Annotated in this window: 19 protein-coding genes; 11 read left to right on the plus strand and 8 right to left on the minus strand. The window is 70.3% G+C overall.

The features are described 5' to 3' along the window. Window positions 1–133 precede the first annotated feature (133 nt). The 4 genes from PBV52_RS36105 to PBV52_RS36120 all read left to right on the plus strand — a co-directional run bounded on the left by PBV52_RS36105 (window position 134) and on the right by PBV52_RS36120 (window position 6,150). A complete protein-coding gene (locus PBV52_RS36105; protein ID WP_274244221.1) occupies window positions 134–2,146 on the plus strand; it encodes an ATP-binding cassette domain-containing protein in 2,013 nt (670 codons plus the stop codon). 166 nt (window positions 2,147–2,312) lie between these two features. Continuing rightward, window positions 2,313–3,200: a FadR/GntR family transcriptional regulator gene (locus PBV52_RS36110; protein WP_274244222.1), complete on the plus strand. Its 888-nt coding sequence runs from the start codon at window positions 2,313–2,315 to the stop codon at window positions 3,198–3,200. 428 nt (window positions 3,201–3,628) lie between these two features. Then, window positions 3,629–5,158 (plus strand): RNA polymerase sigma factor, encoded by a 1,530-nt coding sequence (locus PBV52_RS36115; protein ID WP_274244223.1) that lies wholly within the window; start codon window positions 3,629–3,631, stop codon window positions 5,156–5,158. 131 nt (window positions 5,159–5,289) lie between these two features. Further along, the gene (locus tag PBV52_RS36120; protein WP_274244224.1) at window positions 5,290–6,150 is read left to right on the plus strand and encodes a serine protease; all 861 of its coding nucleotides are present in this window, start codon (window positions 5,290–5,292) and stop codon (window positions 6,148–6,150) included. A 132-nt stretch (window positions 6,151–6,282) separates the two neighbouring features. On the opposite strand, the gene PBV52_RS36125 is transcribed toward PBV52_RS36120, so the two are convergent. After that, a complete protein-coding gene (locus tag PBV52_RS36125) occupies window positions 6,283–6,513 on the minus strand; it encodes a hypothetical protein (RefSeq protein ID WP_266961483.1) in 231 nt (76 codons plus the stop codon). Window positions 6,514–6,958: 445 nt separating this feature from the next. Here PBV52_RS36125 and PBV52_RS36130 point away from each other — a divergent pair, with 445 nt between their 5' ends. From PBV52_RS36130 to PBV52_RS36140, 3 genes are all read left to right on the plus strand, one after another. Further along, a complete protein-coding gene (locus PBV52_RS36130) occupies window positions 6,959–9,082 on the plus strand; it encodes a type IIA DNA topoisomerase subunit B (protein WP_274244229.1) in 2,124 nt (707 codons plus the stop codon). A 253-nt stretch (window positions 9,083–9,335) separates the two neighbouring features. Then, the gene (locus PBV52_RS36135) at window positions 9,336–9,794 is read left to right on the plus strand and encodes a DUF485 domain-containing protein (protein WP_274244231.1); all 459 of its coding nucleotides are present in this window, start codon (window positions 9,336–9,338) and stop codon (window positions 9,792–9,794) included. Continuing rightward, window positions 9,791–11,383 (plus strand): cation acetate symporter, encoded by a 1,593-nt coding sequence (locus PBV52_RS36140; protein ID WP_274244233.1) that lies wholly within the window; start codon window positions 9,791–9,793, stop codon window positions 11,381–11,383. Before PBV52_RS36135 ends, PBV52_RS36140 begins: the two co-directional genes overlap by 4 nt. Before the next feature lie 207 nt (window positions 11,384–11,590). On the opposite strand, the gene PBV52_RS36145 is transcribed toward PBV52_RS36140, so the two are convergent. The 4 genes from PBV52_RS36145 to PBV52_RS36160 all read right to left on the minus strand — a co-directional run bounded on the left by PBV52_RS36145 (window position 11,591) and on the right by PBV52_RS36160 (window position 16,454). Then, the gene (locus PBV52_RS36145; RefSeq protein WP_274244235.1) at window positions 11,591–12,271 is read right to left on the minus strand and encodes a response regulator; all 681 of its coding nucleotides are present in this window, start codon (window positions 12,269–12,271) and stop codon (window positions 11,591–11,593) included. Next, the gene (locus PBV52_RS36150) at window positions 12,268–13,947 is read right to left on the minus strand and encodes a sensor histidine kinase (RefSeq protein ID WP_274244236.1); all 1,680 of its coding nucleotides are present in this window, start codon (window positions 13,945–13,947) and stop codon (window positions 12,268–12,270) included. Before PBV52_RS36150 ends, PBV52_RS36145 begins: the two co-directional genes overlap by 4 nt. Window positions 13,948–14,171: 224 nt before the next feature. Further along, a complete protein-coding gene (locus PBV52_RS36155) occupies window positions 14,172–15,116 on the minus strand; it encodes a sucrase ferredoxin (RefSeq protein WP_274244238.1) in 945 nt (314 codons plus the stop codon). A gap of 81 nt (window positions 15,117–15,197) precedes the next feature. Then, complete coding sequence (locus PBV52_RS36160; RefSeq protein ID WP_274244239.1) at window positions 15,198–16,454, minus strand: citrate synthase; 1,257 nt, start codon at window positions 16,452–16,454, stop codon at window positions 15,198–15,200. A gap of 109 nt (window positions 16,455–16,563) precedes the next feature. Between PBV52_RS36160 and PBV52_RS36165 the strand changes: the two genes are divergently transcribed. Next, window positions 16,564–17,730 (plus strand): citrate synthase/methylcitrate synthase, encoded by a 1,167-nt coding sequence (locus tag PBV52_RS36165; RefSeq protein WP_274244241.1) that lies wholly within the window; start codon window positions 16,564–16,566, stop codon window positions 17,728–17,730. A 183-nt stretch (window positions 17,731–17,913) separates the two neighbouring features. Here the strand turns inward: PBV52_RS36165 and PBV52_RS36170 are convergent, their stop codons facing one another. Further along, on the minus strand, window positions 17,914–18,150 hold the full coding sequence (locus tag PBV52_RS36170) for a hypothetical protein (protein WP_107119957.1): 237 nt from the start codon (window positions 18,148–18,150) through the stop codon (window positions 17,914–17,916). Window positions 18,151–18,251: 101 nt separating this feature from the next. Then, window positions 18,252–18,725 (minus strand): DUF6082 family protein, encoded by a 474-nt coding sequence (locus tag PBV52_RS36175; protein ID WP_274244244.1) that lies wholly within the window; start codon window positions 18,723–18,725, stop codon window positions 18,252–18,254. A gap of 400 nt (window positions 18,726–19,125) precedes the next feature. Here PBV52_RS36175 and PBV52_RS36180 point away from each other — a divergent pair, with 400 nt between their 5' ends. Next, window positions 19,126–20,214, plus strand: a complete 1,089-nt coding sequence (locus PBV52_RS36180; RefSeq protein WP_274244246.1) for a GTP-binding protein — start codon at window positions 19,126–19,128, stop codon at window positions 20,212–20,214. Here PBV52_RS36180 and PBV52_RS36185 read toward each other — a convergent pair. Continuing rightward, window positions 20,211–22,667, minus strand: coding sequence for a DNA topoisomerase (ATP-hydrolyzing) subunit A (locus PBV52_RS36185; protein WP_274244248.1), 2,457 nt, complete (start codon window positions 22,665–22,667; stop codon window positions 20,211–20,213). The two genes, PBV52_RS36180 and PBV52_RS36185, sit on opposite strands and share 4 nt — an antisense overlap. 478 nt (window positions 22,668–23,145) lie before the next feature. On the opposite strand from PBV52_RS36185, the gene PBV52_RS36190 reads away from it, so the two are divergent. Together PBV52_RS36190 and PBV52_RS36195 are read left to right on the plus strand one after the other, a co-directional pair. Then, window positions 23,146–24,504 (plus strand): pitrilysin family protein, encoded by a 1,359-nt coding sequence (locus tag PBV52_RS36190; RefSeq protein WP_274244250.1) that lies wholly within the window; start codon window positions 23,146–23,148, stop codon window positions 24,502–24,504. Next, window positions 24,501–25,889, plus strand: coding sequence for a pitrilysin family protein (locus PBV52_RS36195; protein WP_274244252.1), 1,389 nt, complete (start codon window positions 24,501–24,503; stop codon window positions 25,887–25,889). Before PBV52_RS36190 ends, PBV52_RS36195 begins: the two co-directional genes overlap by 4 nt. The last annotated feature ends 77 nt before the right edge of the window (window positions 25,890–25,966 follow it).

The following is a 25,966-nucleotide window of genomic DNA, read 5'->3' on the forward strand; positions in this document are numbered from 1 at the left end:
GGCACCGACCGCGATCAGGGACGAAGGGCGAACAGGGACGAAGGGCGAACAGGGGTCCGAGCGGGCCGATCTGTGCCGGGAGAGGGCCGTGCGCTGCCCGAAAAAACGGACATAGCGCGCTATCTTGCTTTGAGTGATCCAGGCCATCGGACTGACCAGCAACCCTCGCAAGGAGCTTCCTCCCGCCGTCGACGACGTTTCCTTCGAGGCGCGCGCAGGACGTGTCACCGCGCTGCTCGGGGCGCCGGGAGCAGGCAAGACCACGGCGCTCAGACTCATGCTCGAACTCCAACAGGGTCGTGGGATCACCTACTTCAGAGGCCGCCCCCTGCACCGCATCGCCCATCCGTCGCGCGAGGTCGGTGTGCTCCTCGGCGATGTTCCCGGGCACCCGGCCCGCACCGTCCGCGGTCATCTGCGCATGCTGTGCGCTGCCGCAGGCGTTCCGGCGCGGCGGGCAGACGAGGTCCTGGAGGTGGTCGGCCTCGTCAGCCTGCGCGACGAACGCCTCGACACCCTCTCCCGCGGCATGGACCGCCGCCTCGGTCTGGCCTGCGTGCTGCTGGCCGACCCGCACACACTCGTGCTCGACGATCCCGCGGACGGGCTCTCGACCCGCGAGTGCCGTTGGCTCTACGGCATGCTGCGCGCGCACGCGGCCCAGGGCGGCACGGTCCTGCTGACCACGGCTGATCCCAAGGAGGCCGCGCGCACCGCCGACCGGGTCGTCACCCTGGAGCAGGGCAGACTCGTCGCCGACCTGGAAGCCGCCGACTTCTCCCGCACCCGGCTGCGCCCCCGGGTCGCCGTCCGCACTCCGCACGCCTCCCGCCTCGCCGCCCTGCTCACCAAGGAGGCACGCACGGCACAGCGCTCCATCGAGGTCGTACGCGAGAACGGCAACCGCCTCTCGGTGTACGGCAGTACATGTGCCGACGTCGGCGAGACCGCGTACCGCCATGGCATCCTCGTGCACCAACTCGCCGACGAGATCGGCGACATGGGGCCCGGTGCCGAGACGGACCTCGCAACGGAGCTGCGATCCGACCACGTGCGGCCGACGGCAGACGGGGAGTTGGTCGCAGCCCCTGGTGGTCGTGGGCATGCAGGCGCGACGCCGTCGGAGGCGGACAGCGGGCCGGCCCTGGCCGGCGATCGCGCAGCGGCCCCCGAGGCACCGTTGACGCCGGACGGAGAGCCGGTCACGGCCGCAGAGGAGGAGGCATCCGCAGAGGCTCCACAGGCGCTCATGGGCGAGCCGCGGTCCGCCGACGTACTGGCAGACGATCGGCCTGCGTCCCAGGCCGACGGTTCGCGCGCGGCGGCCTCCTCTGTCGACGCCCTCCCCGATCTCCCGCCCCCCATCTCCGTCCGCCCCGCCCCCAGCCCCCTCCGCCCCCTCCGCTACGAACTCCGTCGCGCCGCCGGCGTCGGCACGGGGTTCCTCACCGGCGCTGCCGTGCTGGTGGTGTCCGCCCTCGCCGCCGTACTGCTGGCCCGTGTCGGACACACTCCGCAGCCGCGCCTGCTGGTCGCGTGGCCGCAGGAGCTCCCGCTGCCGCCCGCGGCGCTCGGTGCCGGGCTGCTCGGCGCGATCGCGTTCGGCGACGAGTTCCGCCACCCCGCCCTGGCTGCGGATCGCGGCACCGTCCCCCGCCGGCTGGGGCTGCTGGTCGCGAAACTCCTCGTCGCCTCCGCCACCGCGCTGGTGTTGGCCTTCCTCACCGTGGGCTGCAATGCCGAAGTGCTCTATCTCGTCTACGGACGGGAGCTCGCGGAAGTTCCCGCCGACTGGCTTTCGCTGAGCGCGAGTTGGACCGGGCTCGTGGTCGGGTGTGCCTGGGCCGGCGTGCTGGCCGCCGGCCTCTTCCGGTCGACCACGGCAGGGCTCGCGGCGGTGGTCGCCGTACCCATCGTCGTCGTACCCCTCGTACAAAAAGCCCTGGAGGGGCCGTCTGTGCGGACGGCGGCCGGTTTTCCCCTGCGGCTGCGTGAGGTGCTCCTGTCGCAGTGGCCGTTCGGGGGAGAGCGCTATGTGGTCGCCGTCGCGCGCGTGATCGCCCAACCCGTCGGCGGCGCACTGACATTGTCGCTGACAGCGCTGCTCTGCGCCTATCTGCTCACGACCCTGCGGAGCAGGGTCTGATGACGACCGTCCATGAGCTTCCCGGCCCCGTCATGTGCACAACTCCCCGGGGAGAGCCCATTTCTTTCCGATAAGGCGTCAATTGCGACGGGGTGAGCGATCACCCTTTCGTGTGCTTTTCACCAAAGACCTCAAGGGAGTTGGGGACGGCGCCGACAAAGGATCCGTGAGTACCCTTGCGCACACCATGATGACCGCCGCCCGCGCCACCGACTCCGGTCTCGTCGGCCCGGGCGAACTCGACCGCTACCCCTACGCCGAGGCCCCCGTCGCCGACCGCCTCGGAGCCTCTGCCTGGGACGGCGCGGACCCGGAGCTGGGCCGTGTCGGCCGGCGCGCCGCGGGCAGCCGCGGACGCGGGCTGCACGGCCAACTCGTCCAACAGCTCGGCCAGATGATCGTCTCCGGCGACCTGGGCGCCGACCGTCCGCTCGTGCCCGAGGAGATCGGCCAGCGCTTCGAGGTCTCCCGCACCGTCGTCCGCGAGTCGCTCCGCGTCCTGGAGGCCAAGGGCCTGGTCAGTGCCCGCCCGAACGTCGGCACGCGCGTGCGCCCCGTCAGCGACTGGAACCTCCTCGACCCGGACATCATCGAGTGGCGGGCCTTCGGGCCGCAGCGCGATGACCAGCGCCGGGAGCTGAGCGAGCTGCGCTGGACGATCGAGCCGCTCGCCGCCCGCCTCGCCGCCGGGCACGGGCGCGACGACGTCCAGCAGCGGCTCGCCGACATGGTGGAGATCATGAGCCACGCGATGGGGCAGGGTGACGTCCTCACCTTCTCCCGCGCCGACACCGAGTTCCACACGTTGCTCATCCAGGTCGCGGGCAACCGCATGCTGGAGCACCTGTCGGGGATCGTCTCGGCCGCCCTCCAGGTCTCGGGTGGCCCCGTCACGGGCTGTGACCGGCCGAACGAGACGTCGCTGGCACAGCACAGCAGGATCGTCGACGCCCTCGCCGCCGGCGACGGCGCGGCCGCCGAAACCGCCATGCGTCACCTGCTCACCGTCCACCCCGAGGTGGAGCGCGTGGTGCCCGCACCCCGCGAGCACTGACCGCGCACCCGGGTCGCGCGGCTGAGGATGCCTCCCCCTCCTGTGGCATCTCTCGGTCTGCGCGCCCCCTCCCGTCGGACCCGCAGGATCCAGTACGGATCCTGCGGGTCCGACGGTGCAATGGGGCGGCCGAATCGCCGTACAGTGCGTCATCCAAGCCGTGGGCGACCTCTTATGTCACCATCTGCCCGCTTTTGATCGGTTATGGGATGTGACTCGGGCCACGCAGATTGGGCGTAACGCTCGGCGAAGCAGCGCGATGACCTAAGAGGTGACAGCCGAGGAGGGAATACGGACGCCGCTCAAGGCGCTGTGCATCTTCCCGGCCCCCGCCCGCACCGTCGGCCCAATCCCCAAGGTCGGTGGTCGGCTCCTGTCCGCCGTGGACGGGGCCGGAAGCCGTTTTCCAACGTTCCGAGAGGTTGTTCGTGTCGGCCAGCACATCCCGTACGCTCCCGCCGGAGATCGCCGAGTCCGTCTCTGTCATGGCTCTCATTGAGCGGGGAAAGGCTGAGGGGCAGATCGCCGGCGACGATGTGCGTCGGGCCTTCGAAGCTGACCAGATCCCGGCCACTCAGTGGAAGAACGTACTGCGCAGCCTCAACCAGATCCTCGAGGAAGAGGGTGTGACGCTGATGGTCAGTGCCGCGGAGCCCAAGCGCACCCGAAAGAGCGTCGCAGCGAAGAGCCCGGCCAAGCGCACCGCCACCAAGACGGTCGCGGCGAAGACGGTGACCGCCAAGAAGGCCACCGCCACCGCCACGCCGACGGCGCCCGCCGCCGACTCCGCCGTCGAGGACGAGGCCCCCGCGAAGAAGGCCGCCGCCAAGAAGGCGACCGCGAAGAAGGCGGCCGCGAAGAAGACCGTCGCCAAGAAGACGGCGGCCAAGAAGACCACCGCCAAGAAGGACGACGCCGAGCTGGTCGAGGACGAGGTCCTCGAGGACACCAAGCCCGGCGACGAGCCCGAGGGCGCTGAGAGCGCCGGTTTCGTTCTCTCTGACGAGGACGAGGACGACGCGCCCGCGCAGCAGGTCGCCGCGGCCGGTGCCACCGCCGACCCGGTCAAGGACTACCTGAAGCAGATCGGCAAGGTCCCCCTGCTCAACGCCGAGCAGGAGGTCGAACTCGCCAAGCGCATCGAGGCGGGCCTCTTCGCCGAGGACAAGCTGTCCAACGCTGACAAGCTCGCCCCGAAGCTCAAGCGCGAGCTGGAGATCATCGCCGAGGACGGCCGCCGCGCCAAGAACCACCTCCTGGAGGCCAACCTCCGTCTGGTGGTCTCCCTGGCCAAGCGCTACACCGGCCGCGGCATGCTCTTCCTGGACCTCATCCAGGAGGGCAACCTCGGTCTGATCCGCGCGGTCGAGAAGTTCGACTACACCAAGGGCTACAAGTTCTCCACGTACGCCACCTGGTGGATCCGTCAGGCGATCACCCGCGCCATGGCCGACCAGGCCCGCACCATCCGTATCCCGGTGCACATGGTCGAGGTCATCAACAAGCTCGCGCGCGTGCAGCGCCAGATGCTCCAGGACCTGGGCCGCGAGCCCACCCCGGAGGAGCTGGCCAAGGAGCTCGACATGACCCCCGAGAAGGTCATCGAGGTCCAGAAGTACGGCCGCGAGCCCATCTCGCTGCACACCCCGCTGGGCGAGGACGGCGACAGCGAGTTCGGTGACCTCATCGAGGACTCCGAGGCCGTCGTCCCGGCCGACGCGGTCAGCTTCACGCTCCTGCAGGAGCAGCTGCACTCCGTCCTCGACACCCTGTCCGAGCGCGAGGCGGGCGTCGTCTCGATGCGCTTCGGTCTCACCGACGGTCAGCCGAAGACCCTCGACGAGATCGGCAAGGTGTACGGCGTGACGCGCGAGCGCATCCGCCAGATCGAGTCGAAGACGATGTCGAAGCTGCGCCACCCGTCGCGGTCCCAGGTGCTGCGCGACTACCTCGACTAGTCGCCTTCGTACGACACGAAAGGCCCGGTCTCCCGAGTGGAGACCGGGCCTTCGCGCTGTCGCGCGGGTGCGGGGTGCGGCGGGCTGGATCACTCTGGGTTTCCCATGACCACCCGAGAGTGAGGAGCGTCATGCGTCGTCCCTTTACCCGGGCGCTGACCCGGCCGCTTGCTCTGGCGGCTGTGGCGGCCGCCATACCGTTGGTGTCCGCTGCCCCCGTGGCCGCCGACAGTGTCGTCGTCGGCGGGTTTCCGGTCGATGTGTCCCAGAGTCCGTGGACCGTGGCGCTGTCCAGTCGTGACCGGTTCGGGGGTACGCGGGCGGGTCAGTTCTGCGTCGGTGTGGCGGTCAGCCGCTCCACCGTCCTCACCGCCGCTCACTGTATGCGCGAGGAGGTCCTGGGCTCGTCGCCGGACGCGGTGCGCGACCTCAGTGTCATCGCCGGCCGTACGGATCTGCTGTCGAACCGGGGACGGGAGATCCGTGTCCGCGACACCTGGGTGAACCCGGCTTACGACGGTGTGACCAACGCGGGGGACTACGCCGTGGTCACCCTCGCCCAGCCCCTTCCCTCGAGCTCGGTCATCAGGATGGCGCGCATCGGCGATCCCGCCTATGTGCCGGGCACGTCGGCCCTGGTCTATGGGTGGGGCGACATCACGGGCGCGGGTGACTACGCGCGCAGTCTGCGGGCGGCGCGCGTGCATGTACTGCCCGATGCCCTGTGCAGGGCGGCCTATCCGGGCGGGGGCAACGGAAGGTATCTGGCCGACAGCATGGTCTGCGCCGGGGAACAGGAGGGAGGCCGGGACGCCTGTCAGGGAGACAGTGGAGGGCCGCTGGTCGCTCAGGGGAAGCTGATCGGGCTCGTTTCCTGGGGGAGCGGCTGCGGTCGTGCGGGCACTCCTGGCGTCTACACGCGTGTGTCCGACGTCGTGCGGTCCCTGGGGTGGCGCGCGGCCGGGGTCCGCGACCACCGTGCGGGCCGCTGACAGGGACCTTGGAGCCTGCGGCGCATGAGGAGGGCCCGCAGGATACGAGCGCGGGCGGCCGCCCCTGCTGTCAGGGGCGGCCGCCCGTCGACCGGCCTGTGCCGGAAGCTGGCTCGTCGTTAATGCGAGGTGTCAGCGCTCTTCTTCGGACGCCGATGCGGGAGCGGACGTCAGCCGCTCCGTCTCGTCCTGTATCTCAGCGGCGATCTTCTTGAGTTCCGGCTCGAACTTGCGGCCGTGGTGGGCGCAGAAGAGCAGTTCTCCGCCGCTGAGCAGGACAACGCGCACGTACGCCTGTGCGCCGCAGCGGTCGCAGCGGTCAGCGGCCGTCAGCGGGCTCGCGGGGGTCAGAACAGTAGTCACGTCGCCTCTTCTCTAGCTCGACGAGCTGTCGTACCAGGGTCAACATCCAACCAGCCCCAAAACGTTCCCGCTCGCGGCTTCTCCCAGAGAGAAATTTTTTTCCGGGGCGGCTGGCTGCTGCCGGTTTGGCGGCGAATGTGCCGTATCGCGTGTCTGTCGGCTTACGGTTTCGCGCTGTCGGTCAAGGTCGGTCCTCCCGGCTGGCTTGCCGGTTTGTTCATGAGGACGTGCCCGGAGCCTAAATGGTTCATGCCTGGAAGGGAACGTGATATGTACTTCACCCCATCGAGGGATCGAACACGCATGCGACCCTGGACTAGTCTGTGTTTCACACGAGGGTGGCGTTACAACGGCTCTACCAGGCCTCGGTACCCTCTTGACGGCAACCCAAGCCGCGCCCTTACCCACTGGGGCCCCATATGAAATTCAGCGAGGAGCGAACCGCGTGACCGCCGAGACGTCCGTGCCGTCCACAGCGCTGCTGGCAGGAGCAGACCGGGACGGGTCCAACTACACCGCGCGGCACCTGCTCGTCCTCGAGGGGCTCGAGGCCGTGCGCAAGCGCCCGGGTATGTACATCGGGTCGACCGACAGCCGCGGTCTGATGCACTGCCTGTGGGAGATCATCGACAACTCCGTCGACGAGGCCCTCGGCGGGTACTGCGACCACATCGAGGTGATCCTCCACGACGACGGGTCCGTTGAGGTCCGGGACAACGGCCGGGGCATCCCGGTCGACGTCGAGCCCAAGACCGGCCTGTCCGGCGTCGAGGTCGTCATGACCAAGCTGCACGCCGGCGGAAAGTTCGGTGGCGGTTCGTACGCCGCATCCGGCGGTCTGCACGGCGTGGGCGCCTCCGTGGTGAACGCCCTGTCTGCGCGGCTGGACGTCGAGGTGGACCGCAGCGGTCACACCCACGCCATCAGCTTCCGGCGTGGCGTGCCAGGAGCCTTCGCCGCCGACGGCGCGAACGCCAAGTTCGAGGCCACGGGCGGCCTGCGCAAGACCAAGAAGATCCCCAAGACCCGCAACGGCACGCGCGTGCGGTACTGGGCCGATCGCCAGATCTTCCTCAAGGACGCCAAGCTCTCCCTGGAGAACCTGCACCAGCGCGCCCGCCAGACCGCGTTCCTGGTGCCCGGCCTGACCATCGTCGTCCGTGACGAGTTGGGCCTCGGTGAGGGCGGCAGCAAGGGCGAGGAGTCCTTCCGCTTCGACGGCGGGATCAGCGAGTTCTGCGAGTACCTCGCGACCGACAAGCCGGTCTGCGACGTCCTCCGCTTCAGCGGCCAGGGCACCTTCAAGGAGACGGTGCCGGTCCTGGACGAGCACGGGCAGATGACCCCCACCCAGGTCACCCGCGAGCTCGACGTCGACGTCGCCATGCGCTGGGGCACCGGGTACGACACGACCCTGAAGTCGTTCGTGAACATCATCGCCACCCCCAAGGGCGGCACCCACGTCGCGGGCTTCGAGACCGCCGTGACCAGCACCATGAACGAGGTGCTGCGCGCCAAGAAGCTGCTGCGCGTCGCCGAGGACGACGTCGTCAAGGACGACGCCCTGGAGGGCCTCACCGCGGTCGTCACCGTCCGTCTCGCCGAGCCGCAGTTCGAGGGCCAGACCAAGGAGGTCCTGGGCACCTCGGCGGCCCGTCGCATCGTGAACACCGTGATCGCCAAGGAGCTCAAGGCGTTCCTGACGTCCACGAAGCGGGACGCCGCGGCCCAGGCCCGGGTCGTCATGGAAAAGGCCGTCGCCGCCGCCCGTACGCGCATCGCGGCCCGCCAGCACAAGGACGCGCAGCGCCGTAAGACGGCGTTGGAGTCCTCGTCGCTGCCCGCCAAGCTCGCCGACTGCCGCAGCGACGACGTAGACCGTAGCGAGCTGTTCATCGTCGAGGGAGACTCAGCGCTCGGCACCGCCAAGCTCGCCCGGAACTCCGAGTTCCAGGCCCTGCTGCCGATCCGCGGCAAGATCCTCAACGTCCAGAAGTCGTCCGTGACCGACATGCTCAAGAACGCCGAGTGCGGGGCGATCATCCAGGTCATAGGGGCAGGGTCCGGCCGGACCTTCGACATCGACGCGGCGCGCTACGGCAAGATCATCATGATGACCGACGCCGATGTGGACGGCTCCCACATCCGCACGCTGCTGCTGACGCTGTTCCAGCGCTACATGCGGCCGATGATCGAGGCGGGCCGGGTCTTCGCCGCGGTGCCGCCACTGCACCGCATCGAGCTCATCCAGCCCAAGAAGGGCCAGGACAAGTACGTCTATACCTACTCGGACCGCGAGCTGCGCGACAAGCTCATGGAGTTCCAGAGCAAGGGCATCCGGTACAAGGACTCCATCCAGCGGTACAAGGGTCTCGGTGAGATGGACGCGGACCAGCTGGCCGAGACGACGATGGATCCGCGGCACCGGACCCTGCGCCGGATCAGCCTCACCGACCTGGAAGCCGCTGAGCGGGTCTTCGATCTGCTGATGGGTAATGACGTGGCGCCGCGCAAGGAGTTCATCTCCAGCTCGGCGGCGACGTTGGACCGGTCTCGTATCGACGCGTAGCCGCTGCGCTGGGCTTGGGCCGTCTTTTCGGCCTCAGCCTCAGCCTCAGCTTCGGCTTCGGCTGAGTTGGGCTCCCACCCGCACCGCCCGTGCGGCATTCGTCGTCGGGTGCGGGTGGCCCCAGTGGAGGTTCTCGCCGTCGGCGGCGCGGGGCGGGTTCCGGGATCAGGGCTTTGTGGGGTGCGTCACCTGATGGGGTGAAGCGCACAAAGAAGAAGAGCCGGGGATCTTTCCGTTCTGTCCATGCTTGGGCATGCACTCAAGCAGCGGTTGCCCCGGCGAAGGCCAGGGCCCGGCCGGCGATCCCTGGTACGACGCGCTCGCCTCCGGGTGGGGCGAGTCGGACGTCCCGGACGCACCCGACGCCGCTCCGCCGGCAGCTGCCGACGTGTACCTCGAGGTACAGCGCAGCGCGGCCTTCCAGGAAGTCCGCAGCCGCTACCGGAGGTTCGTGGTGCCGGCGGTCGCCGCGTTCCTCTCCTGGTACGTGGCCTATGTCGTGGCCGCCACGACCGCGCCGGGGCTGATGGCGCGGCCTGTGGCGGGCGCGGTGAACGTGGCGATGCTCGCCGGGCTCGGACAGTTCCTCACCACTTTCCTGCTCACCTGGGCCTACGCCCGTCATGCGCGGCTGCGCCGGGACCGGGCGGCGCTCGAACTGCGCTGGGACACCCAGGAGTTGACCCGCGTCGCAAGGGACGGTGCCTCGTGACGGGTGACCATCAGGCTCTGGCGCTGTGCCTGTTCAGCGTGTTCGTCGCGATCACACTGGCGATCACGACGTGGGTGAGCCGCAACCGGCGTGGTTCGCCGGAGGAGTTCTACGCGGGTGGTCGGCTCTTCTCGCCCATGGAGAATGGTTTTGCCATCGCCGGTGACTACATGTCGGCCGCCTCCTTCCTCGGTATCTCGGGGCTCATCGCCCTCTTCGGCTACGACGGGATGCTGTACTCGGTGGGCTTCCTCGTGGCCTGGTTGGTGGTGCTGTTCCTCGTCGCCGAACTGGTGCGCAACTGCGGGCGGTTCACGCTCGCCGACGTGGTTGCCGCGCGGACGAGTGAGCGCCCTGTGCGGATCGCACTGGGAACTTCCTCGGTCACCGTGTCCGTTCTGTATCTGGTGGCGCAGATGGTGGGCGCGGGCACCCTGGTCGCGCTGCTGCTCGGGGGCAAGGGCGAGGCGGCGCAGTCCTGGGCCGTCATCGGCGTCGGCGCGCTCATGGTGATCTATGTGTCGTTGGGAGGGATGCGGGCCACCACCTGGATCCAGATCGTCAAGTCGGTCCTGCTGCTCGGCGGCACCGTCGCGTTGACCGCGCTCGTCCTGGTGCGCTTCCACGGCGACTTCGACCGGCTGCTGCTCACGGCGGCCGAGCGCAGTGGTCACGGCGACGCGTTCCTGGCGCCGGGGCTGAAGTACGGCGGGGACTGGACGGCCCGGTTCGACTTCATCAGCCTCGGACTCGCGCTGGTGCTGGGGACCGCCGGGCTGCCGCACATCCTGTCCCGCTTCTACACCGTGCCGACCGCTCGCGCGGCCCGGCGCTCGGTGGTCTGGGCGATCGGTCTCATCGGCGGCTTCTACCTGATGACGATCGTCCTGGGTTTCGGCGCCGCCGCTATCGTCGGGCCGGAGGCCGTGCGCGGGTCGAACGCGGCTGGGAACACTGCGGTTCCGCTGCTCGCGCTCGATCTCGGCGGCGGCGCGAATTCCACGGGAGGAACGGTTCTCTTCGCCGTGGTCGCCGCCATCGCCTTCGCCACGATCCTCGCGGTGGTCGCCGGCATCACGCTGTCCTCCTCGGCCTCCGTGGCCCACGACCTGTATGCCTCACTGCGCCACCGGCACACCACGCCCCGCAGCGAGGTGGCCGTGGCACGCGTCGCCGCGGTCGGTATCGGCGTGGTCGCGATCGCCCTCGGGTTACTGGCCCGCGACCTCAACGTCGCCTTCCTGGTCGGCCTCGCCTTCGCCGTCGCCGCGTCCGCCAATCTGCCGGTGCTGCTCTACTCGCTGTTCTGGCGGGACTTCACCACGCGCGGCGCCGTATGGGCCGTGTACGGCGGCCTGATCCCGGCCGTGGTGCTCGTGCTGCTGTCGCCGGTGGTGTCGGGCAGCCCCGAATCGCTGTTCCCCGGCGTCGACTTCCAGTACTTCCCGCTGCAGAACCCCGGCCTCGTCTCCATCCCATTGGGCTTCGTCACGGGCTGGCTCGGCACGGTCGCCTCGGCCGAGATGCCGGACGAGGCCAAACACGCGGAGACCGAGGTGCGGTCGCTGACGGGGGCGGGGGCGGCTTAGGACGGCGGCGCCTTCACCGCCGTACGACTTTCCCGGTGCGACTTTCCCGGTACGACTTCGCTGGTACGACCTTCCGTACGAGCTTCCTCGCCACCGCATGACGGAGGCGGCCCCCGCAAGGTGCCGGGCGGTCGGCTGATATTTGCGCGGCCGGCATCCGTATGAAGGAGTGGCACGGTTCCTTCCCCCGCCCCCACGGGCCGTGCCTCAGGCGCGGGTCGCCCACACGTAACGGTGTTCCGGGCGGCCCGCGTCGCCGTACTTGAGGGTGAGGCGGGCCCGTCCCGTGCGTTCCAGGAGCTTGAGATAGCGCTGGGCGGTCTGGCGGCTCACCCCGGTCCGCTCGGCGATCTCCTGGGCCGACAGAGGGCCTTCGGCGTTCATCAGGGACTGGCGTACGAGTTCCGCGGTGGTGGGGGAGTGGCCCTTGGGCAGGTCGGGCTCCGACGACGCGGACAGGGCGCCGAAGATGCGGTCCACCTCGGCCTGTTCCGCCTCGCCGCCGCCGTCGAGGGTGCGGCGCAGCTCGGCGTACGCCTCCAGCTTGGCGCGCAGGCCCGCGAAGGCGAACGGCTTGACCAGGTACTGCAGCGCCCCGTGCCGCATCGCGGCCTGCACCGTCGACACGTCCCGGGCCGCCGTCACCATGATCACGTCGGTCTGGAGGCCGCGTCGGCGCATCTCCTGGACGACCGAAAGGCCCGTGCCGTCGGGCAGATAGTGATCCATGAGGACCAGGTCCAGGTGGGGCAGCTCCTCCACCTGGCGAAGTGCCTCGGCCGCGCTGTGTGCCTCGCCGGCGACATGGAAGCCCAGCACCTTCTCGACGTAGGCGGCATTGACCCGCGCGACGCGCGTGTCGTCGTCCACGACCAGGACCTCGATCATCGCGACTCCTCCTCGGCGGTGCTCTGCGCGGCTGCCGGCAGGCTGAGGGCCGGTTGCAGGTCGGGTTCGGCCAGCGCCTCGGGCAGGACCACGGTGAACTCCGCTCCGCCGCCCGCCGCCTCGCCCACGGTCGCGGTGCCGCCCTGCCGTTCGGCGAGCCTGCGCACCAGGGAGAGCCCGATGCCGCGTTCGCGGTGGGCCGGCGGCTTCTTGGTGGACCACCCCTCGGTGAAGATCAACTCGCGATGCTCCTCGGGGATTCCCGGCCCGGTGTCGCGCACCCTGAGGATCGCGGTGCGCCCCTCGGCGCGCGATTCGACCTCCACCTCCACGCGCGCGTGTGGCGTGCCCGCGACGGCGTCCAGCGCATTGTCGACCAGGTTGCCGACGATCGTGACGAGCCCTCGGGGGTCGACCAGCCGGTCCGGCAGCCGGGCACGGTCCGACAGGTGCAGCGCGACGCCGCGCTCGGCCGCCACGGTCGCCTTGCCGACCAGGAGCGCGGCGAGCAGCGGGTCCTGGATCTTCTCGGCGACCTGCTCCGCGGTGGCCCGATGCTCGCCGACCACCTCGCCGACGAACTCCACGGCGTCGTCGTACATCTCCAGCTCAAGCAGCCCGAGGAGCGTGTGCATACGGTTGGCGTGCTCGTGGTCCTGGGCGCGCAGGGCGTCGATCAGGCCGCGCGTGGAGTCGAGCTCCCTGCCCAGCTGCTCCAGCTCGGTGCGGTCGCGCAGGGTCGCGACGGCGCCGTCGTCGGTGGGCATGCGGTTGGCGACCAGGACGCGCTGGCCGCGGACCGTGAGCAGGTCGGTGCCCGTCACCCGGCCGGCCAGCACGTCGGTCGTACGGCCCTCGCCGAGCGCCTCGTCGAGAGACCGGCCGACGGCCTCGTCACCGATGCCCAGCAGGCGCTGCGCCTCGTCGTTGAGCAGACGGATACGGCCGCCGCGGTCCAGGGCGACGACGCCCTCCCGGATGCCGTGCAGCATCGCCTCGCGCTCCGCGAGCAGCGCCGAGATGTCGGAGAAGGCGAGGTCCCGGGTCTGCCGCTGGACCCGGCGGGAGATGAGCCAGGCGGCCAGCGCACCGACCGCCAGGGCCCCGCCCGCGTATGCGAGCAGCCCGGGGATCGCGTGCAGCAGCCGGGCCCGCACGCTGTCGTACGCGATACCGACCGAGACCGCCCCGACGATCCTGCCGTCGCCGTCGCGCAGCGGCACCTTGCCGCGGGCGGTGCGGCCCAGGGTGCCGTCGTCGATCTGCATGACCTCGTGGCCGGCGAGGGCCTGGCCCGGGTCGGTCGAGACGATCCTGCCGATCTCGCTCGGCGTGGGGTGGGACCAGCGCACCCCACGCCGGTTCATCACGACGACGTACTCGGCCTTGGTGGCCTTGCGGATCCTCTCCGCCTCGAGCTGGACCGGCCCTCCGGCCGTCGCGCGCGTGCTCACCAGGTCCTCGGCGATCTGCGGCTGGGCCGCGGTGGTCTGCGCGATCGACAGCGCACGGCGCATCGCCTGATCGTCCAGCTGGTCGCTGAGCGGAGCGAGGAACAGCCCGGTCGCGAGCACCGCGACTCCCGCGGCGATCGCCACCTGCATCAGCAGCATCTGCGCGAACATCCGGCGGGGCAGACCGAGGCGCAGGCGACGTGCGGGGGGAGCGGGGCTCATACCCATGACGGTACGTGGACGGGCGGGAAGTCCCGTAGAGGGGTGTGAGGTGGATCTCTTGATCAATGTCGGACAGCCGGTCCATGTGGGGTGGGTCGGTGTATGTGATCAAGTCGCGAGGCACTCCGTGCACCTGATCAACCTGCGAGCTACGCGGTGTACCTGATCAAGATGAGAGCTGCTCCGTGCCCCTGATCAAGACAAGAGCCACGCCATGCACCTGATCAACCCGCGAGTGCCGTCGCCACCCTGAGCTCGCGCACCGCCACCACGTCCATCCGCGCGGGCGAGCCGAGCACCGACGCCCCACAGCTCTCCGGGCGAGGCGGCAGGGACGCGCCCTGCGCCACGACGACCCGCCAGTGGCGCCCGTCCACGTGGGCGACCGTCACTTCCCACCGCGGGGCCTCGCCGTCCGTCCGTACGACGCTCAGTGCTTCTGGCGCGTACTCGCCCGCGGCCGAGCGCACGGCGAGCTCGGCCGCCTGGCCGGGCCGCTCCCAGGCGGAGTTCCCGCGGCACCCCTCGACGACGATCTGTCCCTCCTGGACGCTGTGCAGGACCTCCTTGACGGCGTGGGCCCGCGCCCGGCCGTAGGCGTAGCCGTACGGCAGCACCAGCAACGTCGGTGAGAACCGATGTCCACCCAGATGGGTGACCTCCCAGACACCCTCCACGCCGGAGGCGGCGAGCTCGGATGCGAGAGGGCGGCCGAGCAGTGCGCAGCAGCGGTCCCGCTTGCCGTTGGTGCAGACGAGGGCGAGCGGGTCGCCGGTGTGGGGCCGCCCCTGGAGGGCCGAGTCGAAGGTGTGGTGGTCGCCCATGCCGAGGGCGGCGAAGTCCAGGTCGAGCAACTGCTCCGGGTCGTGAGTCGTGGCGGCGTGCAGCCAGACCTTTCCGGGCACGGTGTGGGCCGCGTAGACCTGGCGCTCGGCGAGGGGCCCGCAGTCGGCGTGACGGCCGGGGCGGCGAATCAGCGCCACGCGTACGCCCGTGCCCTTCGCGGCCGCCTCCAGGGCGCGGCCCAGCTGGGGATCCAGGTGGCTCTGCGTGAGCGCCTTGGCACCCCACGGACCGGGCTGCTCCAGCAACAGCCAGGTCGTCGCGGTCGCCGCGGTCCCCGCGATGGGCTCGGCGAGGTCCTGCGAGACAGTTGAGCACGTACTCACAGAGGTGAGCCTAACCTGACTTGGTTCGGGGCGACTTCCCGAGGGGCCTCGTCCTGCTCCGGCGAGAGCCGGCCGAGGGTTCTACTCGGGCAAGGGCTGAGGCGGCCTGGGGCCTGTGTAGTGCCCGCTGGGCCGCATGCGCAGCGGTCGCTCCCCGTACTCCTCCAGGGCATGGGCGATCCAGCCCGCCGTGCGGGCCACGGCGAAGATCGTCTCGCCTGCCGTGGCGGGCATGGCGGAGGACGCCGTGAACACGGCCAGGGCCAGGTCGACGTTGGCGTGCAGCGGGGTGTGGCGGGCGGCCGTGGCGACGATGTCGCGGGCCGCGGCGAGGGCGGGAGCGGAGTGAGGGATCTCCTCCAGGAGCTCGAACAGGACACGCGCGCGTGGGTCCTCGCCGGGGTAGAGCCGGTGACCGAGTCCCGGAATGCGCCGACCGGCCCGCAGCTCCTCGGCGATGACGGGTCCCGCGTCGCCGCGGTCGAGCACCTCCATGATCAGCTTGTGGGCGAGGCCACTGGCCGCCCCGTGCAGCGGGCCCTCGATCACACCGAGCCCGGCGGAGACGGCCGCGTAGGCGTGGGCGCGGGCCGACGCGGCGACCCGCACGGCGAGAGTCGAGGCGGCCAGGTCGTGGTCGACGAGCAGGGCGAGTGCCGTGTCCAGGACCCGCAGCGCGGCCTCGTCGGCGGACCGTCCGCTCAGCTGCCCCCACAGACGGCGAGCCAGTGAGCCCTCGTCGCGGTAGACGTAGCGCGCGGGCGTGAGGGCGGCGACGAGCGTCGGGATGAGGGTGCGCGCGGTGCCGAGTACGGCTTCCTCGGACAGGTCGAAGCGCAGGGGGTCCGCGGCCGCTGCGGCGATCGCCGCGACCCGCAACCGGTCGGTGGGGCCGGCGTGCTCGGGCAGGGCGTCTGCGGCGCCGCGCGCGGCGGTGACGGAGGCCTCGGGCGCGGTGAAGGAGACGCCGCGGCGCAACCGGCCGGTCCACAGCCACTCGGCGACCTCTTCGTAGGAGTGCCGGGCGGCCAGTTCGGTCGCGTCCACGCCCCGGAAGTAGTAGCGGTCGGTGTCGATGAACGTCAGGCGGGTCCGCACCGACAGCTCGCCGCCCGATCCCGAACTGCCCGCACTCTCCCGCTTGTTGCGCCGGGCGAGCGTCTCCACCTCCTGCGCGTCGAAGGTGCTGCCCCGGCCGCCGGGCACGCGGCGGCTGCTGAGGTGACCGCGACTCACGTACGCGTACACGGTCTCGGGCTTCACGCCGAGCAGCTCGGCGGCCTCCTGGGTGGTCAGCCGCCGCACCGTGGGGTCGGGGCCGGGTTCTTGATCGCGCATGGGGTCACCGTATCCAGGGACGCTGCACATTGATCGTGACGTTGATGAAATCAATATTGACAGAGAATCAGTCAAGCATGGACAGTCGAATCAAGTCCAGGGAGGAATCATGTCCGTCAACAGGTCAGCAGCCGCGCTCGTCGATGTGCCACGTGGACTCGCGGGCGTCGTCGTCACCGACACCGAGATCGGTGACGTGCGTGGGCTCGAGGGCTTCTACCACTACCGCCAGTACTCGGCCGTCGAACTCGCGCGGACCCGCCCCTTCGAGGACGTCTGGCATCTCCTGGTCCACGGTGCACTGCCGGGTGCCGAACGCGCCGCCGCCTTCGCCGCGGAAACCGCCGCGCTACGGCGGCTGCCCGACGAGGTGCGGGCGGCCCTGCCCGCGATCGCGGCGGCGAGCGGACGGTCCGGCCCGCTGGCCGGCCTGCGCACCGCGCTGTCCCTGCTCGGCGCGGCGAAGGGCTTCCGGCCGGTGTACGACACCGATGCCGACCAGCGCCGCCAGGACGGCCTCGTCGCGGCCGCGGTCGTACCGACCCTGCTCACCGCGCTGCATCGACTGGACAGAGGGCTTGATCCTGTTGAGCCGCGTGAGGATCTGTCGTACGCGGCGAACTACCTGTACATGTTGACGGGAGCGGAGCCCGATCCGGGACGCACGCGAGCGATCGAGCAATACTTGATCTCAACCATTGATCACGGATTCAATGCGTCAACCTTCACGGCTCGCGTCATCACCTCCACCGGCGCGGACGTCGCGGCCTGCCTCGTAGGAGCCGTGGGTGCGCTGTCCGGGCCGCTGCACGGCGGTGCGCCCAGCCGTGCGCTGGACACCTTGGATGCGATCGGCACCCCGGACCGCATCGACTCCTGGATCCGCGAACGCGTCCTCGCCGGCGACCGCATCATGGGCTTCGGCCACCCGGTCTACCGCACCGAGGACCCGCGCTCCCGGATGCTCCGCGAACTCGCCCAGCGCTTCGGCGGTCCGCGCGTCGAGTTCGCCGTGGAGGTCGAGCGCCGCGTCGAGGCGATCCTCGCCGAGCTGAAGCCGGGGCGCGAGCTGCACACGAACGTCGAGTTCTACGCGGGGGTGGTCATGGAACTCTGCGGTCTGCCGCGGGAGATGTTCACGCCGACGTTCGCCGCTGCGCGGGTGGTGGGCTGGAGCGCCAACATCCTGGAACAGGCGCAGGACTCGAAGATCATCAGGCCGGCGGCGCGGTATGTGGGGCCGGGGGCGCCGGTGAAGGTGCCGACGGCTGCCTGACGCGGGCCCGGACATACGTGTGGCCTGGTGCCGTTCTGGCGCCAGGCCTCATCGGGTGGAGATCGAGCAGTGCCGGGGTGCCGGCTGCTCGCCGGGTCGGTTGCCCGGCTCGCTCAACGGTTGCGCGCGGCCGGGGAGCGTGACGGTACGAGTCTGGGGTGGACGCGTGCTCGTGCGGTGGTCTCAGGCGTCGGGAATGTCTGCCTTGGCGCGGATGAGAGTCTCCCGGCTGACGATGACGATGCGCTCGTAGTCGGCGCGGGCGGCATCGGCCGGCAGTTCCGGGTCAAGCGCCTCGGTGGCCTCGGTGCCGATGACGGCGAAGTTGCCGTCGCTGAGTTCGAACACGTCCGGGCAGGTAGCTCCTGAGTTACTGCCACGGGCGCTTGGAGGCACACCGATGCGGCGCACGATCTTCAAAGGTACGGGTCCTTACGAACAAGGGGCTGGGCATTGTACGGGGGAGCACGTTACTGGTGTTTCTGATTCCCCTGTGGCTGGATGGCGAAAATGTCACCCAGTCAGTCGGTCGGCGGATCACCGACGACCCACCACTCGTCCGTGTCGGCTTCGTCGAGGTCCCTGACGAGACCGTCGACCATGTGCCCGAGCTGGGCTTCTTCGGATGCTTCGTTCAGGGAGGCGCGCATGTGCTGCGACGCCTCCCAGTACTCACGGAAGATCGGGCTCTGGAAGAACTCCCGCAGATGCCGGTACAGCTCCTCCCGGTCCAGGATCCCCGCCCGGTAGAGGTGGAACAGGTGGACGTACCAGGCGTTGGCGTAGAAGAACTGGCGGCGGCGCTCCGCTGGGATGCTCTTGTCGTAGGTGTCGATCACCGCCGCGAGGGAGGGATCGTCGATCGCCCGGGCCAGCAGCTCCCACTGCATGCGCTGCTGATGTGCCAAGGCCTTGCGGCGGATCGCCAACTCCTCGAGTTCCAGCTGCCTCTCTTGCAGACGTGCTTCCTCCGACCGCCGTTGTCGCGCTGCCATCGCTGCGCTCGCGGTGGCAGCGAGGAGAGTCAGGGCGGCGGAGGCCAGCCTCCCCGCAGAGTATTTCCGTGTGGCCATGTCAATTACCCCCGATCAGGCGGCCGTCCGCCGGTCGTCGGGGTGCGGGTCGACTGGAGGGGACCGGCGAGCGGTGGGCGGCGCTTGCCGTCTCCCAGAGTGCCGAGCGGCTCTGATCGGCGGGGAGGCGGAGAGGAGGCGCACGGAGGGAAGCGAGGGTCGCACACTCCGGCGCCATGCCCAACGTCTGCCCGGCAAGTGCTGCTAACAATCGTTCACTTCGCGGTGTTTCTTCCGGCTCGTATCCTGGGTCGGCATTCAATCCTCGTACGTGCGCCGCTCCGCGAGCCGGCGCACCCGTCGGCGTGAGAGAGGTCGCACGTTGAGTCAGCCGAGCCCCGGTCCGCAGCAGATTCCGGTCGTCGTACTCGCCGGATTCCTCGGTTCCGGCAAGACGACTCTGCTCAACCACCTCCTCCACCGCAGCGGAGGCACCCGCATCGGCGCCCTCGTCAACGACTTCGGCGCCATCGAGATCGATGCCATGGCCGTCGCCGGCGCGCTCGGCGACTCCACCGTCTCCCTCGGCAACGGCTGCCTGTGCTGCGCGGTCGACGCCAGTGAGCTGGACGTCTACCTGGAGCGGCTCGCCCGGCCGTCCACCGGGATCGACGTCATCGTCATCGAGGCCAGCGGGCTCGCCGAGCCCCAGGAGCTCGTGCGCATGGTGCTCGCCAGTGAACATCCGGGCATCGTGTACGGCGGGCTCGTCGAGGTCGTCGACGCCGCCGAGTTCGACGAGACGCGCGCGAAGCACCCCGAGATCGACCGGCACCTCGCCCTCGCCGATCTCGTCGTGGTCAACAAGCTCGACCGGGCGGCGGACGGTGAGCGCATCCTCGGGCTGGTCCGCGACCTCACCGACCGCGCCGCCGTCGTCCCCGCCACCTACGGCCGTATCGACCCCGAGTTCCTCTTCGACTGCAGGCCCAGCGAGGAGCGCATCGGGCAGCTGTCCTTCGACGACCTGCACGAGGGCACCGGTGACGACAGCGACGGTTGCCACCACATCGACGGCGACCATCACGGTCACCTGCACGACGCCTACGACAGCCTGTCCTTCGTCTCCGAAGCCGCTCTCGACCCGCGCCGGTTGATGGCGTTCCTGGACAGCCGGCCGCAGGGGCTCTACCGGATCAAGGGATATGTCGACTTCGGGCCGTACGACGCCCGTAACCGGTACGGCGTCCATGCCGTGGGGCGGTTCCTGCGCTTCTACCCGGAGCCCTGGGATTCCTCCGACGCACGCCTCACCCATCTCGTGCTCATCGGCTCCGGTATCGACGCGTCCGCTCTCGGCAAGGAGTTGGAGGCGTGCAAGAGCGACGCCCCACACGCCGACGAGCACGGCATGTGGGGCGTTCTGCGCTATGTGCAGGACCCGGGGGAAGAGGACTTCCAGGAGGCCTAGACCGGCCCCGCCACCACCGCCACCGTCTTCGGCAGCGACACGCCCGAGCCGTCGCGGCGCGGGTCCATGTCCGGGAGGTCGGCCGGAGTGCCGTTCTTCTGCGCGGCCCGCGCCGGGGCGGCGCCCGCCCAGGCCACGGACAGGCAGTCCTCGCCCTTGAGGAACCGCTGGCAGCGGACGCCGCCGGTGGCGCGGCCCTTGCGGGGGTACTGGTCGAACGGGGTCAGCTTGGCCGTCGTCTGGACCGAGTCGTCCAGCGTGCCGCGCGAGCCCGCGACCGTGAAGACGACCGCGTCGGCCGCCGGGTCCACCGCCGTGAAGGAGATGACCTTCGCGCCCTCCGCAAGCTTGATGCCGGCCATGCCGCCGGCGGCGCGGCCCTGCGGGCGGACCTGCGAGGCCTGGTAGCGCAGCAGCTGTGCGTCGTCCGTGATGAAGACCAGGTCCTCCTCCCCGGTGCGTAGCTCGACCGCGCCGACGATCCGGTCGCCCTCCTTGAGAGTGATGACCTCCAACTCGTCCTTGTTGGTCGGGTAGTCGGGCACCACGCGCTTGACGACGCCCTGTTCCGTGCCGATCGCCAGGCCGGGGGAGGACTCGTCGAGCGTGGTCAGGCAGACCAGGGTCTCGTTGCCTTCCAGCGAGACGAACTCCGACAGCGGCGCGCCGCCCGCGAGGTTCGGCCGCGACGCCGTCTCCGGCAGCTGGGGCAGGTCGATGACGTTGATGCGCAGCAGACGGCCCGTGGACGTCACCGCGCCCACCTCGCCGCGGGCCGTGGCCGACACCGCCGAGATGATCACGTCGTGCTTGGAGCGCTTCGCGTCGCCGTCCTCCGCGAAGGGGTCGCCGTTCGCCGTACGGGCCAGCAGCCCCGTCGAGGACAGCAGCACCCGGCACGGGTCGTCCGCCACCTGGAGCGGTACCGCCGAGACCTGGCTGCCCGCCGACTCCAGCAGGACCGTACGCCGCTCGGTGCCGAACTTCTTGGCCACCGCGGCCAGTTCGGAGGAGACCAGCTTGCGCAGCTCGGCGTCCGAGTCGAGGATCCGGGTCAGCTCCGCGATCTCCGTGTTCAGCTTGTCCTTCTCCGCCTCCAGCTCGATACGGTCGAACCTGGTGAGACGGCGCAGCGGGGTGTCCAGGATGTACTGCGTCTGGACCTCGCTCAGCGAGAAGCGCTCCATCAGGCGCTCCTTGGCCTGTGCGGAGTTGTCGCTGGACCGGATCAGCCGGATGACCTCGTCGATGTCCAGCAGCGCCGTGAGCAGGCCTTCGACCAGGTGCAGTCGATCGCGCTTCTTGCCGCGGCGGAACTCGCTGCGGCGCCGCACGACCTCGAAGCGGTGGTCGAGGTAGACCTCCAGGAGCTCCTTGAGGCCCAGGGTGAGGGGCTGGCCGTCGACCAGCGCGACATTGTTGATGCCGAAGGACTCCTCCATCGGCGTCAGCTTGTAGAGCTGCTCCAGGACCGCCTCGGGCACGAAGCCGTTCTTGATCTCGATGACCAGGCGCAGGCCGTGCTCGCGGTCGGTGAGGTCCTTGACGTCGGCGATGCCCTGGATCTTCTTCGAGCCGACCAGGTCCTTGATCTTGGCGATCACCTTCTCCGGGCCGACCGCGAAGGGCAGCTCGGTGATGACGAGGCCCTTGCGGCGCGCCGTCACGGTCTCCACCGACACCGTGGCACGGATCTTGAACGTGCCGCGGCCCGTCTCGTAGGCGTCCCGGATGCCGGAGAGGCCGACGATACGGCCGCCGGTGGGCAGGTCGGGGCCCGGGACGTACTTCATCAGGGCGTCCAGATCCGCGCTCGGGTAGCGGATCAGGTGGCGGGCGGCCGCGATGACCTCGGCGAGGTTGTGCGGCGGCATGTTGGTGGCCATGCCGACCGCGATGCCCGACGAGCCGTTCACCAGGAGGTTCGGGAAGGCGGCGGGCAGCGCCACCGGCTCCTGCTCCTGGCCGTCGTAGTTGGGGTTGAAGTCGACGGTGTCCTCGTCGATGGACTCCGTCATCAGGCTCGCGGGCTCGGCGGCGCGGCACTCGGTGTACCGCATGGCGGCCGGCGGGTCGTCGTTGCCCAGCGAGCCGAAGTTGCCGTGGCCGTCGACCAGCGGGACGCGCATCGAGAAGGGCTGGGCCATGCGCACCAGGGCGTCGTAGATCGACGCGTCGCCGTGCGGGTGCAACTTACCCATGACCTCGCCGACGACGCGGGCGCACTTCACATAGCCGCGGTCGGGGCGCAGGCCCATCTCGTTCATCTGGTAGACGATGCGGCGGTGCACCGGCTTGAGGCCATCGCGGGCGTCCGGCAGGGCGCGCGAGTAGATGACCGAGTACGCGTACTCGAGGAAGGAGCCCTGCATCTCGTCGACGACGTCGATGTCGAGGATCTTCTCCTCGTACGAGTCGTCGGGCGGCGGGGTCTTCGTGCTGCGGCGGGCCATCGCTGCCGGCTCCTCTGGTTCTGGTCGCTCGAGCGTTTGCGGGATCTGACGCGGACCATTGTGGACCGCGCCACTGACAACCACCGACCAGGATCCGATGTTGGGCTCCCGCCCGGCGTCCGAGAAGTGTCGCCGACGCCCGGCTCTGCCTGCGACCGAGGGTCGGGACGGACCACCAACCGCCCTGGCCGAGGCAGCGCTTGCGGGAGGGCAAGCGCGCGCCGCGAGACCGTTCACTCGCCGGAGTGATCGGCGAGCACCGTCCGAGGTCGTGCGGCGGCAGGCAGGTCAGAGGGGACGGCGAGCCGTGCCCGAGCGCTGTCCTCCTCGGCGCCCCCGGCTCGCGTTCACCGCCGTACGGACACGGCGTTCTGACCGGGAACTTCGCCGACCCTTCGGACGCTGCATACAGTGGCAGGAGCTGAATACGAACTGCTCGGCACAACGCAGTGCACGCGACCGGAAGGACACCTTGCCCATGGGTCACACGGCCACACCGGAGGCACAATCCGGCGGCCTCACCGCGACGGAGCACCGCCTGGCCAACGGCCTGCGTGTGGTGCTCTCCGAGGACCACCTCACGCCGGTCGCCGCGGTCTGTCTCTGGTACGACGTCGGCTCCCGCCACGAGGTCAAGGGCCGTACCGGACTCGCCCACCTCTTCGAGCACCTGATGTTCCAGGGCTCGAGCAGCGTGAAGGGCACGGGCCACTTCGAGCTCGTCCAGGGCGCGGGCGGCTCGCCGAACGGCACCACCAGCTTCGAGCGCACCAACTACTTCGAGACCATGCCCGCCCACCAGCTGGAGCTCGCGCTGTGGCTGGAGGCCGACCGCATGGGCAGCCTCCTGGTGGCGCTCGACGAGGAGGGCCTGGAGAACCAGCGCGACGTCGTCAAGAACGAGCGCCGCCAGCGCTACGACAACGTCCCGTACGGCACGGCTTTCGAGAAGCTCACCGCCCTGTCGTACCCGGACGGTCACCCCTACCACCACACGCCGATCGGCTCGATGGCCGACCTGGACGCGGCCAGCCTGGAGGACGCCCGCGCGTTCTTCCGCACCTACTACGCGCCCAACAACGCCGTCCTGTCCATCGTCGGCGACATCGACCCGGAGCAGACGCTCGCCTGGGTCGAGAAGTACTTCGGCACCATCCAGGCCCACGACGGCAAGCCCGAGCCGCGCGACGGCTCGCTGCCCGAGATCATCGGCGAGCAGCTGCGCGAGGTCGTCGAGGAGAACGTCCCCGCGCGCGCGATGATGGCCGCCTACCGGCTCCCGACGGACGGCACGCGCGAGTGCGATGCGGCCGACCTGGCGCTGACCGTCCTCGGCGGCGGCGAGTCCTCCCGCCTCTACAACCGGCTGGTCCGCCGCGACCGTACGGCCGTGGCGGCCGGGTTCGGCCTGCTGCGCCTGGCCGGGGCGCCCTCCCTGGGCTGGCTGGACGTGAAGACCTCCGGCGACGTCGAGGTGCCGGTCATCGAGGCGGCCGTGGACGAGGAGCTCGCCCGCTTCGCGGCGGAGGGCCCCACCGCCGAGGAGATGGAGCGCGCGCAGGCCCAGCTGGAGCGCGAGTGGCTGGACCGGCTCGGCACCGTCGCGGGCCGCGCCGACGAACTGTGCCGGTACGCCGTCCTGTTCGGCGACCCGCAGCTCGCCTTCACCGCCGTACAGCGCGTCCTCGACATCACCGCAGAGGAGGTCCAGGCGGTCGCCAAGGCCCGCCTGCGCCCCGACAACCGCGCGGTGCTCGTGTACGAGCCGACCGCAGCCGAGGCCGACGACCTCGAGGCCGCCGAGACCACCGACGAGAACGAGGAGTCGGCGCAGTGACCGAGCTCGCCAGCATGGAGTTCCACCCGCAGCCCCAGGCCGGCGAGGCCCGGCCCTGGGCGTTCCCGGCGCCCGAGCGGGGCAAGCTGGACAACGGCCTGACGGTCCTGCGCTGCCACCGCCCCGGCCAGCAGGTCATCGCCGTCGAGGTGCTCCTGGACACACCCCTGGAGGCCGAGCCGAAGGGCCTGGACGGCATCGCCACGATCATGGCGCGGGCTCTGTCCGAGGGCACCGACAAGCACACCGCCGAGGAGTTCGCCGCCGAGCTGGAGCGCTGCGGCGCCACGCTCGACGCGTACGCCGACCACCCCGGCATCCGCGTCAGCCTCGAGGTGCCTGTCTCCCGCCTGCCGAAGGCCCTCGGTCTGCTCGCCGACGCCCTCAGGGCGCCCGGGTTCGAGGACGCCGAGGTCGAGCGTCTGGTGCGCAACCGGCTCGACGAGATCCCGCACGAGATGGCCAACCCCTCGCGCCGCGCCGCCAAGGAGCTCTCCAAGCAGCTGTTCCCGGCGACCTCGCGCATGTCCCGCCCGCGCCAGGGCACCGAGGACACGGTCGCGGGCATCGACTCCGCGGGCGTACGCGCCTTCTACGAGCGGCATGTGCGCCCCGCCACCTCCACCGTCGTGGTGGTCGGCGACCTCACCGGCGTCGACCTCGACGACCTGCTCGGCGACAGCCTCGGCGCCTGGACCGGCTCCCCGGCCCAGCCCCGGCCGGTCCCGCCGGTGACCGCGGACGACACCGGGCGCGTCGTCATCGTGGACCGCCCCGGCGCCGTCCAGACGCAGCTGCTGATCGGCCGCATCGGCCCCGACCGGCACGACCGCGTGTGGCCCGCGCAGGTGCTCGGCACCTACTGCCTCGGCGGCACCCTCACCTCCCGCCTGGACAAGGTCCTGCGCGAGGAGAAGGGCTACACCTACGGTGTGCGCGCGTTCGGGCAGGTCCTGCGCTCCGCCCCGGACGGCACGGGCGCGGCCATGCTCGCCATCAGCGGCTCCGTCGACACCCCGAACACCGGTCCGGCTCTGGACGACCTCTGGAAGGTCCTGCGCGGGGTCGCCGGCGAAGGGCTCACCGACGCCGAGCGGGACTTCGCCGTGCAGAACCTGGTCGGGGTGGCGCCGCTGAAGTACGAGACCGCCGCCTCCGTGGCGAACACCCTGGCCGACCAGGTCGAGCAGCACCTGCCCGACGACTACCAGGCGACGCTGTACCAGCGGCTCGCCGCGACCGGCACCGTCGAGGCCACCGCGGCGGCCGTGAGCGCCTTCCCGGTGGACCGGCTGGTGACGATCCTCGTCGGCGACGCGGCCGAGATCCGGGAGCCCGTCGAGGCCCTCGGCATCGGCGAAGTCACCGTCGTGGCAGCCGAGTAGCAACAGCGGCAGCCGAGTAGAGGCAGGCACAGCGCCGGCCAGCGGCACGCGCGTGCAGGGGCCCTGGTGACGAAAGA

Origin of the sequence: Streptomyces sp. T12, assembly GCF_028736035.1 — a bacterium.
Lineage (GTDB): Bacteria > Actinomycetota > Actinomycetes > Streptomycetales > Streptomycetaceae > Streptomyces.

Coding starts and splice junctions, on each gene's coding strand:
- PBV52_RS36135 (WP_274244231.1), top strand. CDS start 9,336: ATGCACTCAAGCAGCGGTTGCCCCGGCGAAGGCCAGGGCCCGGCCGGC.
- PBV52_RS36160 (WP_274244239.1), bottom strand. CDS start 16,454: ATGCGCGATCAAGAACCCGGCCCCGACCCCACGGTGCGGCGGCTGACC.
- PBV52_RS36165 (WP_274244241.1), top strand. CDS start 16,564: ATGTCCGTCAACAGGTCAGCAGCCGCGCTCGTCGATGTGCCACGTGGA.
- PBV52_RS36185 (WP_274244248.1), bottom strand. CDS start 22,667: ATGGCCCGCCGCAGCACGAAGACCCCGCCGCCCGACGACTCGTACGAG.
- PBV52_RS36150 (WP_274244236.1), bottom strand. CDS start 13,947: ATGAGCCCCGCTCCCCCCGCACGTCGCCTGCGCCTCGGTCTGCCCCGC.
- PBV52_RS36175 (WP_274244244.1), bottom strand. CDS start 18,725: ATGGCAGCGCGACAACGGCGGTCGGAGGAAGCACGTCTGCAAGAGAGG.
- PBV52_RS36120 (WP_274244224.1), top strand. CDS start 5,290: ATGCGTCGTCCCTTTACCCGGGCGCTGACCCGGCCGCTTGCTCTGGCG.
- PBV52_RS36190 (WP_274244250.1), top strand. CDS start 23,146: ATGGGTCACACGGCCACACCGGAGGCACAATCCGGCGGCCTCACCGCG.
- PBV52_RS36145 (WP_274244235.1), bottom strand. CDS start 12,271: ATGATCGAGGTCCTGGTCGTGGACGACGACACGCGCGTCGCGCGGGTC.